We start from the raw sequence: 14,779 nt of genomic DNA, 5'->3' as shown, positions 1-14,779 counted from the left end.
CCGCAATTGTCGAGGCGAAGATAACGCGTAGCCAGCCGGATCGTTGCGATTGGTAGAATGATTGGAGCGCATCCAAAACAAAAGCGGCCCGCAAGGGCCGCTTGTTCATGTCTTGACGATGCTGGGCCCTATAGCCCCTTCCGCCTCAGCCGCACGATGATATCGACATTGACAATCTCCATGCCTTCGGGCGGCTCGGGCAGATTGCCGACGACCGGCTGACCCTTCGGGCCGTTGGGGATGTCGATGACCGCGTTGTCGCCTTCGATGAAGAAATGCTGGTGATCAGAGGTGTTGGTGTCGAAATAAGTCTTCGAGCCCTCGATGGCGATCATGCGCAGCATGCCCGCCTCGGTGAACTGGTGGAGCGTGTTGTAGACAGTGGCGAGCGATACCGGCACATCTGCGCCGACAGCTTCCTCATGCAATTGCTCGGCGGAAAGATGCCGGTCCCCTTGCGCGAAGATCAGGCTGGCCAGCGCGATGCGCTGCCGCGTCGGGCGCAGGCCCGCATGGCGAAGACGATCCTCGATATTGGTGGCGTGGGCGGGGTTTGTGTGCACGGCCTTCCGTCAACTTCGCTTCAAATCTGGTCAAAAACGCCGCAGGCGGTTGCCGATGGCGTATCAGGATTGATATATGCCCTCGCGAGACAACGATCAATAGCGTTTCCTTAGGCGATGAAAGGCCGGGAAAAAGCCATTGACCCGGTTTTACTGTTGGAAACACTCCGGTTAAGGATGTGTCAATATTTCAGACAGCGCGGAGCGCGGTCTGGAACTGATGATGGGAGACATGATGGCAGAGCGTAAATCGAGCTACGGGTATGAGGAACTCCTCGCCTGCGCGCGCGGCGAGATGTTCGGCCAAGGCAACGCGCAATTGCCGGCGCCGCCGATGCTGATGTTCGATCGGATCACCGAAATTTCGGAGGAAGGCGGCGAGCACGGGAAAGGCTTTATCCGCGCCGAGTTTGATATCAAGCCGGACCTCTGGTTCTTCCCCTGCCATTTCATCGGCGATCCCGTCATGCCCGGCTGCTTGGGTCTCGACGCCATGTGGCAGCTGACCGGCTTCTTCCTCGGCTGGCTCGGCGAGCCCGGCAAGGGCCGCGCCATCTCCACGGGTGAAGTAAAATTCTCAGGCATGGTTACGCCCAAGACCAAGCTCGTCGAATATGGTATCGACTTCAAGCGGGTGATGCGCGGACGCCTCGTGCTCGGCATCGCCGATGGCTGGCTGAAGGCCGATGGCGAAACCATTTATAAGGCGAGCGATCTGCGCGTCGGGCTTTTCAAAGCATGAACCCAAAAAGTTGTAGACTTTTTGGATAAGATCATGCGGCTGAAAATGGAAGCTGCCGCCTAAGCTGGATCGAGGCAGGACAGGCATAAAGGAGAACGCGATGCGGCGTGTGGTGGTCACCGGAATGGGGATCGTATCCTCGATTGGAAACAATACCCAGGAGGTTCTCGCCTCCCTGCGTGAGGCGAAGTCCGGCATTTCCCGCGCGGAGGACTACGCCGCGCTCGGCTTCCGCTGCCAGGTCCACGGCGCGCCGCAGATCGATGTCGAGGCGTTGGTGGACCGCCGCGCCATGCGATTCCATGGCCGGGGAACGGCATGGAACCACATCGCCATGGACCAGGCGATCCTCGATGCAGGCCTTGACGAGAGCGAGGTTTCCAACGAGCGCACCGGCATCATCATGGGCTCCGGCGGCCCCTCGACGCGCACCATCGTCGAATCCGCCGACATCACCCGTGAGAAAGGCCCCAAGCGCGTCGGCCCCTTCGCGGTTCCCAAGGCGATGAGCTCCACCGCCTCGGCGACGCTCGCGACTTTCTTCAAGATCAAGGGCATCAACTATTCCATCTCCTCGGCCTGCGCGACTTCAAACCATTGCATCGGCAACGCCTATGAGATGATCCAGTACGGCAAGCAGGACCGCATGTTCGCGGGCGGCTGCGAGGATCTGGACTGGACGCTGTCGGTGCTCTTCGACGCCATGGGCGCGATGTCCACCAAATATAACGACCGCCCCTCCACCGCCTCCCGCGCCTATGACAAGAACCGCGATGGCTTCGTGATCGCCGGCGGCGCCGGTGTTGTGGTGCTGGAAGAGCTGGAAACCGCCAAGGCGCGCGGCGCCAAGATCTATGGCGAGATCGTCGGCTATGGCGCGACGTCCGATGGCTACGACATGGTGGCTCCCTCGGGCGAGGGGGCGGAGCGCTGCATGAAAATGGCGATTTCCACCGTCAAGGAAAAGATCGATTACATCAACCCGCACGCCACCTCGACGCCCGCCGGCGACGCGCCCGAGATCGACGCGATCCGCCGCGTCTTCGGCTCGGGCGAGAATTGCCCGCCGATTGCGGCGACGAAGTCGCTGACCGGCCATTCGCTGGGCGCGACGGGCGTGCAGGAGGCGATCTACTCGCTCCTGATGATGCAGAACGACTTCATCTGCGAGAGCGCCCATATCGAGGAACTGGATCCCGCCTTTGCCGACATGCCCATTGTCCGCAAACGCATCGACAATGCTCGCCTGAACACGGTCCTGTCGAACTCCTTCGGATTCGGCGGAACGAATGCGACGCTGGTATTCCAGCGGTATCAAGCATGATCCCGAAAAGTTGTAGACTTTTCGGACAAGATCATGCGGCTAAAAAAGGCGGGCTGAGAGAGGAATGAATATGGAAGGTTTGATGAAGGGCAAGCGCGGCCTCATTATGGGTGTCGCGAACAATCATTCGATTGCCTGGGGCATCGCCAAGCAGCTCGCCGCGCATGGCGCCGAGCTTGCATTCACCTATCAGGGTGACGCGCTGGGCAAACGGGTGAAGCCGCTCGCCGCGCAGGTCGGCTCCGATTTCGTTCTCCCTTGCGACGTGGAAGACATTGAAACCGTCGACGCCGTCTTCGCCGAGATTGAGAAGCGCTGGGGCAAGATCGATTTCCTCGTTCATGCCATCGGCTTTTCCGACAAGAGCGAGCTGAAGGGCCGCTATGCTGACGTGACCACGCGCGAGAATTTCAGCCGCACCATGGTGATCTCGGCCTTCTCCTTCACGGAAGTGGCGCAGCGCGCCGAAAAGCTGATGAAAGACGGCGGCTCCATCCTGACGCTGACCTATGGCGGCTCGACGCGCACCATCCCGAACTACAATGTCATGGGTGTCGCCAAGGCGGCGCTCGAGGCCATGGTGCGCTATCTCGCCGCCGATTACGGCCCGCAAGGCATCCGCGTCAACGCGATCTCCGCAGGCCCCGTGCGTACGCTCGCCGGTGCCGGCATCGGCGATGCCCGCGCCATCTTCAACTATCAGCGCCGCAACGCGCCTCTGCGCCGCACCGTCGATATCGACGAGATCGGCAATTCAGCGCTCTATCTGCTGTCCGATCTCTCGAGCGGCGTGACCGGCGAAGTCCATTTCGTCGATTCCGGCTACAACATCGTCTCCATGCCGACGCTGGACGAGCTGAAGGAGACGGACGAGAACGGCGATTGAGGCACGGGTCCGGCTGAAGGAGGTAACGCCATGAGCCATCAGGACGAACCTCTGTCCGGCCCGGAACTGGAGCGCTATGCGCGCCATATCGTGCTGCGCGAGATCGGCGGGCCGGGACAGCACAAGCTGAAGCGCGCCCGCGTGCTGGTGGTGGGCGCGGGCGGTCTGGGCGCTCCCGCGCTGCAATATCTGGCGGCGGCGGGCGTCGGCACGCTGGGCATTATCGACGACGACCGCGTTTCGCTCTCCAACCTGCAAAGGCAGGTGATCCACGACACCGGCAGCGTCGGCGAATTGAAGACCGAGAGTGCCGCGCGCAACATCGCCCGCATCAATCCGCATGTGAAAGTGGAAACGCACACGCTGCGGCTCGACGCAGACAATGCCGAAGCCCTGATCGGCAGCTACGACATCATCGCCGACGGCTCGGACAATTTCACCACGCGCTACATCGTCGCCGATGCCGCCGCCGCTGCGAAACGGCCATTGGTCACCGCCGCCATCGGGCGCTTTGATGGCTCGCTGACGGTCCTGAAGCCCTATGAATCGGATGAAGAGGGCAGGCCGAACCCGTCCTATCGCGACCTCTTCCCGGAAGCCCCGCCGCCCGGCCAAGTGCCTACCTGTGCCGAAGCGGGCGTGCTGGGCGCGCTACCGGGCATTCTCGGCTCCTTGCAAGCGATGGAAATCATCAAACTCATCGCCGGCATTGGCAAGCCGCTCGTCGGCAGGCTGCTGCTCTATGATGGGCTGGCGGCGCGGTTCGAGACGATCAATTACCGCGCATGAAATGATTCCCTTCACCCTCATCCTTCGAGGCTCCGCGTCGCTCCGCACCTCAGGATGAGGTGCGAATGGAGCGCAGCGGAATTTGCCTCGAACCACGAGGGCGCTTGGGCACTACTGCCTCACTCCATTCGCCACTTCCATGCGGAACGCAGCCGCCATCAGGGCCTTGGTGTAATCCTCCTTCGGCTTTGTGAAGATTTCTGCCGCCGGGCCGAATTCCACCGCCTTGCCGTTGCGCATGACGAGCACGTCATTGGCAAGCGCCCGGACCACTTTCAGATCATGGCTGATGAAGAGATAGGCGAGGCCGTGCTTCTTCTGCAACGAGCGCAGCAGATCCACCACCTGCGCCTGCACGCTCATGTCGAGGGCCGAGGTCGGTTCGTCCAGCATGACGAAGCGCGGATTAAGCACCATCGCCCGCGCGATGGCGATGCGCTGACGCTGGCCGCCGGAGAACTCATGCGGATAGCGGAAGCGCGTGTCCGGGTCGAGATTGACCTCCTCTAGCGCCGCCACCACCCGCGCGTCACGCTCCGCCGCGGAGAGGCGCGGCTCATGCACGCTCAAGCCTTCCGCGATGATGTCCGCAATGGACATGCGCGGGCTCAAGGAGCCGAACGGGTCCTGGAAGACGATCTGCAATTCGCGCCTGAGCGGCCGCATCTGCTTGAAGCTGAGGCCCTCGATCTCGCGTCCGTCGAAGCGGATATCGCCCTGGCTGGAAATCATGCGCGCCAGCGCTAGCCCCAGCGTCGTCTTGCCGGAGCCGGATTCGCCGACGACGCCCAGCGTCTGCCCGGCGCGGATCGTTACATCGATTCCATCCACCGCCTTCACATGATCGACGGTGCGGCGCAGAAAACCCTTTTTAATCGGGAACCAGACCTTGATATCCCTCCCTTCCATGACGGAAGGGGCTTTGGCATTGGCTGCGGGCGGCTTGCCCTTCGGCTCTGCGGCAAGCAGATGCCGTGTATATTCATGCTGCGGATTATCGAAGATTTCCTGCGTCGGCCCCGCCTCGACGATCTGGCCCTTGGTCATCACGCAGACCCGGTCGGCGATCTTGCGCACAATGCCGAGGTCATGCGTGATGAACAGCATCGACATGCCCTGCTTGGCCTTGAGTTCAGCCAGAAGCTCAAGGATTTGCGCCTGTACGGTCACGTCGAGCGCCGTGGTCGGCTCGTCGGCGATGAGCAGCGCCGGCTTGTTGGCAAGCGCCATGGCGATCATCACGCGCTGCCGCTGCCCGCCCGAGAGCTGGTGCGGATAGGCATTAAGCCGCTTTTCCGGCTCGCGAATGCCGACTTCGTTGAGAAGCTCCAGTGTCCGCGCCCGCGCGGCGCTATTGCCCATGCCCTGATGAATCCTGAGTGTCTCCCCCACCTGCCGCTCGATCGTATGCAGCGGGTTGAGCGAGGTCATCGGCTCTTGGAAGATCATGGAAATGTCATTGCCGCGCACCCGGCGCAGGTCGCGTTCGTCCTTGTCCAAAAGGTCGCTGCCGTTGAAAAGGATCTGACCGGAGGGATGGCTCGCGGAAGGATAAGGCAGCAATTTCAGGATCGACAGCGCCGACACCGATTTGCCCGAGCCCGATTCGCCCACCAGCGCCACCGTCTCCCCCTTGTCGATATCGAAGGAGATATGATCGACCGCAATCCTCTCCTTGCCATCCTGGGTAAAGACAATGGAAAGATCACGGACGGAGAGGAGAGGGGCTTTCTTCATGCGCGGTCGCTCAGGATCGATTGGAGGATGTTGGGTGTGGGTTCGATGACCGTCAGGATTGGCGATGGTCGGCTATATCCCAAGTGATCGGTTGCGACATGAACTTGATCGGGAACTTTCTTGTCGGCAGTTAAAAAATGGCTGCATTTAAAATCGATAGCCGTAGCCAGGTGGATCGCGTCCGGCAGTTTCACCCTGGGATAATCCCGCCGGACAAGCGCGGCGCTCCAAAGAACGTTTCGCGTTACCGGACGCACATCCAGCCAAGCGCTATCTGGCGTGATCCAGTTTTCATAAAACCGGACCATAGCTTCGTCCTTTTCTCGCAGCGGGCGAACCAGCAATTCAGCCAATGTGAGTTCACTTGTACAGATGAACGGCCTTCCGTTTTTCATTCTTAGAGCGGTAATCGCATTAAGAACCTGCTGCCGCGCGCCTATTTCTTCGCCTAGTCCGATGAAAATGTTCGTATCGAAATAGAGGCGCTGGAATACCTCCATCAGTCATCCCACTCGTCGCGCAGTTCCCTTATTTGCCTGACCGCTTCTTCCATGGTTATTGGGTTTTTGAACGATTTTCTTGCTTCTTCGATTTCGCGCTGCAATTCCTCTGCAGTCGTCGCTCCGCGCCTCGGCGACTCCGGCTCCACCGTCACGCTGACCAGCGCATCGTCAGGCAATCCTTCACGCAATTCCTTGGGCAAATTCGATGCCCTATAATGCTTGATCGTGACACCCATGGCTTCAGACCCCGTGTTTCGCTGGGGTAATATAGTGGATCACGCCCCTCATTTGAACGCCTTTCGCGGATCGAAGGCATCGCGGGTCGCTTCGCCGATGAAGATCAGCAGCGATAGCATCAGCGATATGACGATGAAGCCGGTGATACCAAGCCAGGGCGCTTGCAGATTGTTCTTGCCCTGCGCCAGCAATTCTCCGAGCGAAGGCGAGCCGGGCGGCAAGCCGAAGCCGAGGAAATCGAGCGAGGTCAAGGTGGTGATCGAGCCGTTCAAAATAAACGGCAGGAAGGTCAGCGTCGCCACCATCGCGTTCGGCAAGAGGTGCCTGCGCATGATCGTGCCGTTGGGTACGCCCAGCGCCCGCGCCGCGTTGACGTATTCGAAATTGCGCGCCCTGAGGAATTCTGCCCGCACCACGCCGACAAAGGCCACCCAAGAGAACAGCAGCATGATGCCGAGCAGGATCCAGAAGCCCGGCGGCAACACCGCGGCGATGATGAGCAGGAGATAGAGGACGGGAATCGCCGACCAGATCTCGATGAACCGCTGGAACAGGAGATCGACCCAGCCGCCGAAATAGCCCTGTATCGCCCCCGCCGTCACGCCGATAAGCGCCGAGGCCGCCGTCAGGATCAGCCCGAACAGCACGGAAATGCGAAAGCCATAGAGCGTGCGGGCAAAGACGTCGCGCGCCTGGTCGTCAGTGCCCAGCAGATTCCAGTTGCCGAAGACGCAGTTTTCGTCATCGACGCCCTTGGGATAGCGCTGGCAGCGCTCTTCTTTCGTATAGAGCCAGGAGGGTTTAGACGGCGCGGCTTGCGGAATCTCATTGTTGACCGTGCGGTACGAATAGCGGATCGGCGGCCACAGCATCCAGCCATGCTTGTTGATCTCGTCCGATATAACGGGATCGCGATAATCGGTCACGGCATAGAACCCGCCGAATTTTTCCTCGGGGTAATCCACCAAGACTGGCATCAGCAGCTCGCCCTTGTAATAGGCGAGGATCGGCTTGTCGTTGGCGATGAAATTCGCAAAGAGCGAGGCGATGAAGAGGATAAGGAACAGCCAGAGCGACCACCAGCCGCGCCGGTTCGCCCTAAAATTCTTCCAACGCCGCTGGTTGAGCGGCGAGAGCCATGGCCGGCGCACCGGCGCGGCCTGTTCCGGAATGCGGATATGGGCAGCAGCCTTCGCCATCAGACATCCCTCCGCTCGAAATCGATGCGCGGATCGATCCAGGTGTAGAGAAGGTCCGAGAGAAGCCCGACCAGCAGGCCCAGCAGAGAGAAGATGTAGAGCGTGGCAAAGACCACGGGATAATCGCGGTTAAGCACCGACTGGTAGCCGAGCAGCCCCAGCCCATCGAGCGAGAAGATGGTTTCGATCAAGAGCGAGCCGGTGAAGAAGGCGGAGATGAAGGCACCGGGAAAGCCGGCGATGACAATGAGCATGGCATTGCGGAAGACATGGCCATAAAGCACCTGCCGCTCCGTCAAACCCTTGGCTCGCGCTGTCGTCACATATTGCTTGCGGATCTCTTCGAGGAAAGAGTTCTTGGTCAGTAGCGTCGTGGTGGCGAAGGCGGAGAGCACCAGCGCGGTTACGGGCAGCGCGATGTGCCAGAGATAATCCGTGATCTTGCCCCACAGCGAAAGCTGGCTGAAGTCGGACGAGGTCAGGCCGCGCAATGGGAACCAGTCGAAGAACGAGCCGCCCGCAAAAAGCACGATCAGCAGAATGGCGAAAAGAAAGCTCGGAATCGCATAGGCGACGATGATGACGGCACTAGTCCACACATCGAAATGCGAGCCGTCCTTGATCGCCTTGCGGATGCCGAGCGGGATCGAGATGGCGTAGGACAGGAATGTCAGCCACAGGCCCAGCGAGATCGAAACCGGCATTTTCTCCAGGATCAGGTCGAGCACGCTGATGTCGCGGAAATAAGAGCGCCCGAAATCGAAGCGCAGATAGTTCCACAGCATATCGAAGAAGCGCTCGAGCGGCGGCTTGTCGAAGCCGAATTGCTTTTCGAGGCTGGCGATGAATTGCGGGTCGAGCCCTTGCGCGCCGCGATATCTGGAATTGATGGAGCCGGAATCGAAATTGTTGCTCTGACCCATATCGCCGCCACCGCCGGAGAGACGGTCGAGCGCGTCGCCCCCCTGGCCGGAAAGTTGCGCGATCACCCGTTCGACCGGGCCGCCGGGCGCGAACTGCACCACGGCGAAGGATATGGCCATGATGCCGAACATGGTCGGAATCATGAGCAGCAGGCGGCGCAGAATATAGGCGCCCATCAGCCTGCCGCTCCCGCAATCTTTTTATTTCGTTCAAGCCTTATCAATGGCTTTGGCCTTTTCTTCATCCATCCACCAGAGTGTCTCTACGGGAAAACCATAGTCGGGCTTCGGTTCCCTGAACCCGAACTTGTCCCAATAGGCGACCAGGTGATTCGCCGAAGTCCAATTTGGAATCCAGTCACGCCTGAGACGCAAGAGGCGGTCGAATACCTGCAGCAGAGGCACGAGCGCCTCGCGCGAGGAAGCCTTGCCGACCTCCTCGATCAGCGCGTCGACAACGGGATCGGCGGTGCCCGGATAGTTCCGTGTGCTCGGCATAGCGGCCGATTGGGAAGAAAACATGGAGCTCAGCGATTCCTGTGTCGGCGTCGCCGCCATAACGACCGCCATGCCCATCATGTCGTAATCGAAGCTTTGGATGCGCGCCTGGTACTGCACCGGATCGACCAAGCGCACCGATGCGTTGATGCCGATGGCCTGCAAATTCTGCACGAAGGGATTGTAGACGCGGATAAAGCCTTCCGAATCGGTCAGGAGTTCGAGATCGAAGGGCTTGCCCTCCTTATCAGTGAATCGCCCGTTCTCGCGCTTGAAGCCCGCCTGCGTCATGAGGTCGATGGCGCGGCGGAAGAGCCTGCGGTCGCGGCCCGAGCCGTCGGAAACCGGCATGGTCACCGTCTCGCCGAAGATCGCCTCCGGCACCCGGTCGCGATAGCGCTCCAGAATCGCGAGTTCGGCGGGGGAGGGCTTGCCCTTCGCCTCGAAATCCGACCCGCCGAAACAGGATTGCGAGCGCGTATATATGCCGTAGAAAAGGTTCTTGTTGGTCCACTCGAAATCGAAGCAGAGGGCAATCGCCTCGCGCACCCTGGGATCGCGGAAGCGCTCGCGGCGCTGGTTCACCGCCCAGGCCTGCATGCTGGGCCGCTTTTCGCGTGGAAAGGTGTGCTTCACGACCCGTTTGTCTAAGATCGCCGGAAAATTATATTCCGTCGCCCAGAACTTCGACGAGCTTTCCGAGCGCCAGTCGAGCACACCCTTCTTGAACGCCTCGAACTCCGGCTGCCGGTCGCGGTAGAACTCGATGCGGATGCGGTCGAAATGGTAGAAGCCCTTGTTGACGGGCAGGTCGCGTCCCCAATAGTCCTTGTCGCGCTCATATTCGATGAATTGCGCCGCGGAAAAGCGCCCCACCTTATATGGCCCGGAGCCGCGCGGCGGCTCCAGCGTGGAGGCGGAAAAGTCGCGGGCCGCGTACCACGCTTTTGACAGGATCGGCATCCCCGCCGCGTCGAGAATGGCTCGCGCGGAATGGTCAGGCAAAAAGGTGAGGCGCAGCGTATGCGCATCCTCCGCTCTCGCCTCATCGAGCTGTGTCAGCGCCAGAAGCAGTTCCGGATGACCTTTTTCCTTGAACGTTCGATAGCTGAACGCAATGTCCTCGGCGGTCAGCGGCGTGCCATCAGCAAACCGCGCTTTCGGCCGCAGCTTGAAGATATAGGACTTGCGGTCTTCCGCGATGGTTACGCTCTCGGCAACAAGGCCGTAGATTGCGTCGGGCTCGTCCAGCGCGGAAGTCATCAGCGAATCGAAGCAAAGCTCCATGCGCGGCGGCGCATCGCCCTTGTTCGAAAAACTGTTCAGCGTGTTGAAGGTGCGCGTGCTCTGGTTGTAGTACCAGTAAGACGGGCTGAAGGTGAAGGTCCCGCCCTTCGGCGCCTCCGGGCTCGCATAGCCGAAATGCGGGAAACCGGCGGGATATTTCAGCTCTCCGAACGCCGAGAGCCCGTGCAGCGGCTTGCCCGCCGGCGTCTCCGCAAAAGCCCGTCCCGGCAGGAAGGCGGCAATCGCCGCGCTGCCGGAAGCCAGGAGGAACGAGCGTCTGTCGAGCTTCGGCTTGAGGATCATGAAATGGCCCGCCGCATGTTTCGCCTCACTCCCCGCGCGCAAGCAGCGCTTTTTGCTTGGCCGGGTCGATCCACCAGGAGAACGGATCGATGCCCGAATAATCCGGCTGCTTCTCGGGCATGCCGAATTTGTTCCAGATGGCGACATGAATCTTATCGTCATACCATTGTGGCACGACGTAATAGTTCCACAACAGTACCCGGTCGAGCGCTCGGACGGCGGCGACGAGTTCATCGCGATCCTTGGCGTAAATCACCCGGTCGATGAGTTTATCGACTGCGGGATTCCTAATGCCGGAATAGTTCCTGCCGCCCTTGATGTCTGCCGCGGCGGAACCCCAGTATTCGCGCTGCTCATTGCCGGGCGAATTGGTCTGCCCGATAATGGTGGCGATCACGTCATAATCGAAATCCCGCACCCGCGCCTCGTATTGCGCGCTGTCGACGATGCGCACGGTCGCCCGTATGCCGACGCGGCGAAGATTCTCGACAAACGGGTTGAAGATGCGCTCATCGGTTGGATCGTTGCCGAGGAATTCTATGGTGAAGGGATTGCCGTTTTTATCGGTCAGAACCCCGTCCTTGAGCGTATATCCTGCGTCCTGAAACAGCTGCATCGCGTGACGTAAATTCGTTCGCGTCGCCTGAGGCGTATCGAAGACCGGTTCCTTGAATTCCTTGGTGAAGACTTCAGGCGGTACCTGGTCCCGCACGGTCTCAAGAATTTCGAGTTCCTTGCCCGTGGGCAGCCCGCTTGAGGCCAGATCAATGCCTTCGAAATAGCTTTCGACCCGCTTGTACTGGTTGAAGAAGAGTGTGCGGTTAATCGACTGAAAGTCGAACACCCAGTTCAGCCCCTCACGCACGCGCCGGTCGCTGAATTTTTCCCGCCGCGTATTGAGGAAATAAGCCTGCATCCGGCCCATGGAATGGATGGGGAAGGCGCGCTTGATCACGTCGCCACGCTCGACGGCGGGGAAATTATATTCCTGCATCCAGCGTTGTATCCGGTTTTCTGGCCGGTAATCGTCAAGCCCGCCCTTCTTGAATGCCTCCCAGGCTGCATTCGCATCCATGAAATAGTCGTACCGGATGTGGTCGAAATTGTTGCGTCCCACATGGATCGGCAGATCCTTGCCCCAATAATCCGGTACGCGCGCCCAGACGATGGAGCGACCTGGATCCACCTTTTCAACCTTGTATGCGCCGGAGCCAAGCGGAATTTCCAGCGTCGGGCGCGAGATATCTCGCTTCTTGCCGCTGGCGTCGGTTCCTTCCCACCAATGTTTCGGCAGAACCGGCAAGTCTCCCATCACAGCAGGGAGTTCCCGATTGCCCTTTTGAGAGAAGGTGAATTTGACTTCGTGATCGCCCGTCTTTTCCGCCTTCACCACATCGGCGTAATATTTATTATAGATAGGCGTGTTTTTCTTGACCGTCTCGAACGACCAGATCACGTCTTCCACGGTGATCGGCTTGCCATCATGCCAGCGCGCCGCCGGGTTTAGGCGAAACTTCGCCCAGGAAAAATCGTCGGGATATTGCATTGCTTCCGCGACAAGGGCGTAGCTGACCGAGTCTTGATCAGCGGAGCGCGCCATCAGCGAGTCATAGAGAAGTCCTCCAAGGAGGGGTGAAAATCCAGCAGCGGGTACCCCCTGAATCACGAACGGATTGAGGCTGTCGAATGTGCCGACAGCCACGCTATTGAGCGTCCCGCCTTTGGGAGCATTCGGGTTTACATAATCATATTGCTTGAAACCGGCAGGATATTTGGGTTCACCGACCAGACTGCTTGCATGCCGCCATTTGGGCTCGGAATCTTGCGCGTTTCCATATGACGAAAACCCAGCCACCAAAGCCAGCGCTATCGCGCCTGCCAGCATAACCCTCATGCCTTGCCCTCTCTAGGGATTCTAACCGTAAGGCCAGAGTAATGTCTTTTGCGGAGGAAGAAAGGCGCTAGCTGGGGAAAAATGAAAAAAGCCGGAAAGTTCCCGGCTTTCGCTACACCTTCGTCGTCTCGGTCGCTACGCCTCCGTCATCCTCGGGTTTACCCCAAGGACGAGGATGACGGCCTTACTGCGCCGGGGCGGGCTGCCCGGCTGGTGCCGGTGCTGCAGGCGCGGCCGGTGCTGGCTGCTGTTCCGGCGCCGGGGCCGGCTGTTCGCCCTGTGTCGGAGCGACGTTTCCAGCGGGGTTGCCGGTGCCGCCGCCGGGCTGGCCGCCTTCGTTTTCAGGCTTTTCCGTCTCGGTCGCGGGCTTCGTCGGCTCGCCTTCGGCAGGCTTGGCGCCCTCGGCAGGGGCCTCGGCCGCCGGCAGCGGTGCGGGGTTGTCGGCGAGCGTACGCAGATAGGCGATGAGGTCGGCGCGCTCCTGGTCGTTCTTGTCGCCGGCAAAGCCCATCGCCGTACCCTTCACATAGGTCTTGGGCGAGGTGAGGAAGCCGTTGAGGTGCTCGTAGTCCCAGACCTTGGCGGTCTTGGCGAATTCCTTCATGGCAGCGGAATAGCTGAAATCGGACACTGAGGCGATCGGGCGGTTGACGATATCCCACAGATGCGGGCCGACCTTGTTCGGGCCGCCCTTTTCGCCGCTATGGCAGGCCTGGCAGCGCTTGAACACGGCTTCGCCCTTCTTGGGATCGGCATTTTGCAGGAGCGTGGCGATCGGCACAGCGGCGGCGGCAGGCTTCTCCGGTGCGGCGGCGGAGGTTTCCAGCGGCTGGATGTTATAGCCTTCCTTTTCCGGCTTCGGGCTGTCGAAAATGACGTCGGAGAGAAGGCTGACGGACATCATGACGAAAACTGCCGCCAGAAATGCCCCGGTATATTTATAGGCTTGTGATTCCATCGACTATCAGCGCTCCCCCTTGCGAGAGTCCAATGTTCCGGAGGCGCAGGCGCTCCAAGGCTGGAACCGGTCCCCTCCATGTCCAAGATGGCGCGGAAACTAGGTCTTTTGCTTCTTTCATGCAACACCTATAAGGGCGCTGAACCCCGTGACTTTTTGACACTTTCGGCAGATGTCGATGACCCCAATCATGAAAACCCTTGTCCTTATTCCTTCCCGCCTGGCCTCGACGCGCCTGCCGGGCAAGCCGCTGGCGGATATTGCCGGCAAGCCAATGATCGTCCATGTCGCCGAGCGCGCCGCTGCCGCCACTCTCGGGCGCACGGTCGTCGCCACCGATAGTGAGGAAATCGCCGACGCCGTCCGCAAGTATGGCTTCGAGGCGGTGATGACCCGCTCGGATCACCAATCCGGCTCGGACCGCATTTACGAGGCGCTTCAGGCGCTCGACCCCAACGGCGACGTGGAAGCCGTCATCAACGTCCAGGGGGACCTGCCGACCATCGAGCCGGAGATTATCGCCAAGGCCCTGCAGCCGCTGGCCGAAGGCCCGGCCGACATCGCGACCTTGGGCGTCGAAATCACCGAGGAGAGCGAGAAGACCGCGCCGAGTGTGGTCAAGATCGTCGGCTCGCCGCTTGCGGAAGGACGCCTGCGTGCGCTCTACTTTACCCGCGCCACCGCCCCTTGGGGCGACGGGCCGCTCTATCATCACATCGGGCTTTATGCCTATCGCCGCGCTGCGCTGGAACGTTTCGTGGCAATGGGACAGTCACCGCTCGAGCGGCGCGAGAGCCTGGAACAGCTGCGCGCGCTGGAGGCGGGAATGCGCATCGATGTCGAGATCGTCAATTCCGTGCCGCTCGGCGTCGATACGCCCGCGGACCTGGAACGCGCGCGTGCAATTCTGCAGAGCATGTAAGAGAAAGACACCAA

The 14,779-nt window shown here is 60.3% G+C and carries 14 protein-coding genes; 5 read left to right on the top strand and 9 right to left on the bottom strand.

Features of this window, described 5'->3' with window-relative positions; translation table 11 throughout:
- Positions 1-128: 128 nt before the first annotated feature.
- The gene (irrA, locus tag ACOWVG_RS04855; RefSeq protein ID WP_420960377.1) at positions 129-563 is read right to left on the bottom strand and encodes an iron response transcriptional regulator IrrA; all 435 of its coding nucleotides are present in this window, start codon (positions 561-563) and stop codon (positions 129-131) included.
- A 235-nt stretch (positions 564-798) separates the two neighbouring features.
- Here irrA and fabA point away from each other — a divergent pair, with 235 nt between their 5' ends.
- From fabA to ACOWVG_RS04835, 4 genes are all read left to right on the top strand, one after another.
- Complete coding sequence (gene fabA / locus ACOWVG_RS04850; RefSeq protein ID WP_420960783.1) at positions 799-1,305, top strand: 3-hydroxyacyl-[acyl-carrier-protein] dehydratase FabA; 507 nt, start codon at positions 799-801, stop codon at positions 1,303-1,305.
- A gap of 100 nt (positions 1,306-1,405) precedes the next feature.
- Positions 1,406-2,629, top strand: a complete 1,224-nt coding sequence (gene fabB, locus ACOWVG_RS04845) for a beta-ketoacyl-ACP synthase I (protein ID WP_420960376.1) — start codon at positions 1,406-1,408, stop codon at positions 2,627-2,629.
- Between the two features lie 70 nt (positions 2,630-2,699).
- Positions 2,700-3,515 (top strand): enoyl-ACP reductase FabI, encoded by an 816-nt coding sequence (gene fabI, locus ACOWVG_RS04840; protein WP_420960375.1) that lies wholly within the window; start codon positions 2,700-2,702, stop codon positions 3,513-3,515.
- Between the two features lie 30 nt (positions 3,516-3,545).
- Entirely contained in the window at positions 3,546-4,304 is a 759-nt protein-coding gene (locus ACOWVG_RS04835; protein ID WP_420960374.1) for a molybdopterin-synthase adenylyltransferase MoeB, read from the top strand.
- Between the two features lie 111 nt (positions 4,305-4,415).
- Here the strand turns inward: ACOWVG_RS04835 and ACOWVG_RS04830 are convergent, their stop codons facing one another.
- From ACOWVG_RS04830 to ACOWVG_RS04795, 8 genes are all read right to left on the bottom strand, one after another.
- Positions 4,416-6,041: an ABC transporter ATP-binding protein gene (locus ACOWVG_RS04830; RefSeq protein WP_420960373.1), complete on the bottom strand. Its 1,626-nt coding sequence runs from the start codon at positions 6,039-6,041 to the stop codon at positions 4,416-4,418.
- Positions 6,038-6,541 carry a type II toxin-antitoxin system VapC family toxin gene (locus ACOWVG_RS04825; RefSeq protein ID WP_420960372.1) on the bottom strand — a complete coding sequence of 168 codons (504 nt, stop codon included), beginning with the start codon at positions 6,539-6,541 and terminating at the stop codon, positions 6,038-6,040. The genes ACOWVG_RS04830 and ACOWVG_RS04825 overlap by 4 nt, the downstream gene beginning before the upstream one ends.
- On the bottom strand, positions 6,541-6,744 hold the full coding sequence (locus ACOWVG_RS04820; protein ID WP_420960371.1) for a hypothetical protein: 204 nt from the start codon (positions 6,742-6,744) through the stop codon (positions 6,541-6,543). Before ACOWVG_RS04820 ends, ACOWVG_RS04825 begins: the two co-directional genes overlap by 1 nt.
- 84 nt (positions 6,745-6,828) lie before the next feature.
- On the bottom strand, positions 6,829-7,980 hold the full coding sequence (locus tag ACOWVG_RS04815) for an ABC transporter permease (RefSeq protein WP_420960370.1): 1,152 nt from the start codon (positions 7,978-7,980) through the stop codon (positions 6,829-6,831).
- Positions 7,980-9,080, bottom strand: a complete 1,101-nt coding sequence (locus tag ACOWVG_RS04810) for a microcin C ABC transporter permease YejB (protein WP_420960369.1) — start codon at positions 9,078-9,080, stop codon at positions 7,980-7,982. Before ACOWVG_RS04810 ends, ACOWVG_RS04815 begins: the two co-directional genes overlap by 1 nt.
- Positions 9,081-9,113: 33 nt before the next feature.
- Positions 9,114-10,991 (bottom strand): extracellular solute-binding protein, encoded by a 1,878-nt coding sequence (locus tag ACOWVG_RS04805; protein ID WP_420960782.1) that lies wholly within the window; start codon positions 10,989-10,991, stop codon positions 9,114-9,116.
- A gap of 25 nt (positions 10,992-11,016) precedes the next feature.
- The gene (locus ACOWVG_RS04800; RefSeq protein WP_420960368.1) at positions 11,017-12,885 is read right to left on the bottom strand and encodes an extracellular solute-binding protein; all 1,869 of its coding nucleotides are present in this window, start codon (positions 12,883-12,885) and stop codon (positions 11,017-11,019) included.
- Positions 12,886-13,069: 184 nt separating this feature from the next.
- Positions 13,070-13,843 carry a c-type cytochrome gene (locus ACOWVG_RS04795; RefSeq protein WP_420960367.1) on the bottom strand — a complete coding sequence of 258 codons (774 nt, stop codon included), beginning with the start codon at positions 13,841-13,843 and terminating at the stop codon, positions 13,070-13,072.
- Positions 13,844-14,021: 178 nt separating this feature from the next.
- Here ACOWVG_RS04795 and ACOWVG_RS04790 point away from each other — a divergent pair, with 178 nt between their 5' ends.
- The gene (locus tag ACOWVG_RS04790; RefSeq protein WP_420960366.1) at positions 14,022-14,765 is read left to right on the top strand and encodes a 3-deoxy-manno-octulosonate cytidylyltransferase; all 744 of its coding nucleotides are present in this window, start codon (positions 14,022-14,024) and stop codon (positions 14,763-14,765) included.
- Positions 14,766-14,779 lie beyond the last annotated feature (14 nt).

This window comes from Brucella sp. IR073 (genome assembly GCF_049065735.1).
GTDB lineage: Bacteria > Pseudomonadota > Alphaproteobacteria > Rhizobiales > Rhizobiaceae > Paramesorhizobium.
This window is presented reverse-complemented; position numbering and strand designations above follow the sequence as displayed.